Annotated in this window: 2 protein-coding genes; one reads left to right on the plus strand and one right to left on the minus strand. The window is 49.9% G+C overall.

Features of this window, described 5'->3' with window-relative positions; genetic code table 11:
* Window positions 1-850: 850 nt before the first annotated feature.
* A complete protein-coding gene (gene fabF / locus AC1DLM_RS35105) occupies window positions 851-2,086 on the minus strand; it encodes a beta-ketoacyl-ACP synthase II (protein ID WP_441991919.1) in 1,236 nt (411 codons plus the stop codon).
* Window positions 2,087-2,197: 111 nt separating this feature from the next.
* Between fabF and AC1DLM_RS35110 the strand changes: the two genes are divergently transcribed.
* The coding region (locus tag AC1DLM_RS35110) for a helix-turn-helix transcriptional regulator (RefSeq protein WP_477572591.1) at window positions 2,198-2,778 on the plus strand (581 nt) is incomplete at its 3' end.

Consider the following 2,778-nt stretch of genomic DNA (forward strand, 5'->3'; position numbering starts at 1 on the left):
GAGTAACATCTTACAACTGACATTAATTGAAAATTGTCATTTCCTACTTTGCAGAGCAGCGATGTGATGGACCTCGGGTAAGTATATTATGGTTCTCCAAATAGCCGAGTAACATCTTACAACTGACATTAATTGAAAATTGTCATTTCCTACTTTGCAGACAGCGATGTGATGGACCTCGGCTAAGTATATTGCGGTTCTCCAAACAGCCGAGTAACATCTTACAACTGACATTAATTGAAAATTGTCATTTCCTACTTTGCAGAGCAGCGATGTGATGGACCTCGACTAAGTATATTACGGTTCTCAAAGCAGCCGAGTAACATCTTACAACTGACATTATTTGAAAATTGTCACTTCCTACTTTGCGGGACAGTGATGTGATGGACCTCGGGTAAGTATATTACGGTTTTCCAAATAGCCGAGTAACATCTTACAACTGACATTAATTGAAAATTGTCATTTCCCACTTTGCGGAAYAGYGATGTGATGRACCTCGGGTAAGTATATTACGRTTCTCCAAATAGCCGAGTAACATCTTACAACTGACATTAATTGAAAATTGTCATTTCCCACTTTGCGGAACAGTGATGTGATGGACCTCGGGTAAGTATATTACGATTCTCCAAACAGTTAAGTAACATCTTACAACTGACATTAATTAAAAATTGTCATTTCCTACTTTGCGGAAAAGCGATGTGATGGACCTCGGGTAAGTATATTACGGCAGATTGTCCAATCGGCCAAGTAACAGTATACAACTAACATTGATTGAAAATTGAAAATTGTCATTCCTCACTCTGCTGAACAGTGATGTGATGCCCTCAGGTGAGTGTATTACGTTCCCCGCTCACCCAAACCGTTTCAATATCAACACCGCATTATGCCCGCCAAAACCAAATGAGCTCGACAGCCCATACTGTAGCTTCGCATGTCGCGCCTCGTGGGGCACGTAATCCAAATCGCACTGTGGATCGGGATTGTCCAAGTTGATGGTCGGGGGGATGAGGTTGTCCTGTAAGGTTTTGATCAGGGCGACGGCCTCGACACCGCCCGCAGCGCCAAGCATGTGGCCGATCATGGATTTGTTGGCGCTGATCGGCACGTTGTAAGCGCCGCGGCCAAGTAGACGCTTGATTGCCAGCGTCTCGGAGAGATCACCAGCGACGGTGCTTGTCGCGTGAGCGTTAATAGTGTTGATCTCCGACGCGTCGATCCCCGCATCAACTAGCGCGTCGCGCATGGCTCGGTAGGCCCCCGAGCCCTCAGGATCGGTCGCCACGATGTGGTAGGCGTCCGAGGTGGATCCATAGCCGACGATTTCGGCATGGATCCGAGCCCCGCGGCGCTCCGCATGCTCGAGCGACTCCAAGACCAAGACGCCGGCGCCTTCGGCGGCGACGAATCCGTCGCGCTGCGCGTCGAACGGGCGGCTTGCCTGCTCCGGCGCGTCACAGCGCGTCGACAACGCGGTTGCATTGCCGAAGCCCGCGAGCGCGAGGTCGGTGACCGTCGCTTCGGCGCCGCCGGCAATGACGGCATCTGCGCCTCCGCGCTGGATGAGCTTAAAGGCCTCGCCAATGGCGTTGTTGCCCGTTGCGCAAGCGGTAACGGGAGCAAGCGTTGGCCCTTTGGCGCCGTACAAGATGCTAACCTGTGCAGCGGCCATGTTGGCAATCATCATCGGAACAACGGTCGGGCTGACCCGGCCTGGCCCTCGGGCCAGCAGCGTTCGATAGTTGTCCAAGATGGTCTGAATGCCGCCAATGCCGGAGCCGATATAGACGCCAACACGCTCTTCGTTGGAGGCGTCAATCGCGAGATTAGCGTCATCGATTGCTTGTTTAGCTGCCGCAACGGCGAACTGGCAGTAGCGATCCATGCGTCGCACCTCACGACGTCCAACAGCGGCTTCGGCATCGAAATCCCGGACAACGCCAGCGAAGTTTGTTTTGTAATCCGATGTGTCGAAATGCTCTATTTTAGAAATGCCAGATTGCCCCGTTGTCAAATTCCCCCAGAATGCATCCACATTATTTCCTATTGGTGTAATGACTCCCATACCAGTAATAACCACACGTTTCATCGCGTCGTCCTCCTTTTTTAATTAGAATGTCATACTGCGTATCCTATTACAAGTTAGCGTTTATACTGGTATAATGGCTTCTATGATACTAGGCTAAGGAGGAAACCTTGCGTGAACACAAAGGAGAGGCTTCAAGAATTATCGAACTTTCTAATGGCACATCGATCGCGTATCCAGCCGCAAGAAGTTGGATTGTTAGGCGGAAGCAGGCGACGTACACCGGGGTTGCGTCGAGAGGAAGTCGCAACGATTGCTGGTGTGAGTACGACTTGGTATACATGGTTGGAACAAGGACGAGACATCAAAATGTCCGTACAAGTACTCGATCGCATTGCAATGGCCTTGCAGTTGAATGAGGATGAGCGGCAATATTTGTTCAGTTTAGCGTTGGAACAACCAGCGCCAGCGACTTTTGTTGATCAAATACCGACGATAAGTCCGGCTTTGAATCGGATATTGACGGAGCTTCATGATTGCCCCACGATTGTTTCGGATCGCCGATGTCACATTGTTGGTTGGAATCAAGCGGCTGCGGCGGTCTTTCTTGACTTTGCTAAACTCCCAGAGGGGGAGCGGAATATGATATGGCTGCTTTTTACCCGGAAAGAACTGAAGTCACTGGCTGTTAATTGGAGTGACTTCGCCAAAGGATTTTTGTCGATGTTTCGTTCTTATTATGGTCAATATGTGAG

The sequence above is a fragment of the Paenibacillus sp. 01T442 genome (assembly GCF_056398345.1).

What these genes read in the sequence shown, in the direction of transcription:
- fabF (WP_441991919.1), bottom strand. Translation starts at nt 2,086, where the DNA reads ATGAAACGTGTGGTTATTACTGGTATGGGAGTCATTACACCAATAGGA.